The following is a 235-nucleotide window of genomic DNA, read 5'->3' as shown; positions in this document are numbered from 1 at the left end:
TCCACTGTCCAATCTGTCGATACAACTCATCAGATGGACTTGCCCTTCTGGCTCCACTTTGCTGGCGCTGGAACCGCGCTCAAACACCTCACTCATACCCGCTAGAAGATGCCGTTTCCAACCGTGAATCATCGTCGGATGAACGCTATATTGACTCGCAATTTCAGCAATGGTTTTCATCGCCTTTCAAGGCTTCAATCGCAACTTTTGCTTTGAATTGAGAACTGTACTGTTT

At 47.2% G+C, this 235-nt stretch carries 1 pseudogene; it reads right to left on the bottom strand.

The features are described from left to right. Positions 1–107: 107 nt before the first annotated feature. A pseudogene (locus tag A8707_RS30825) lies at positions 108–235 on the bottom strand (transposase); the annotation flags it as partial.

It is taken from the genome of Phormidesmis priestleyi BC1401 (assembly GCF_001650195.1).
Classification (GTDB): domain Bacteria; phylum Cyanobacteriota; class Cyanobacteriia; order Leptolyngbyales; family Leptolyngbyaceae; genus Phormidesmis_A; species Phormidesmis_A priestleyi_B.
This window is presented reverse-complemented; position numbering and strand designations above follow the sequence as displayed.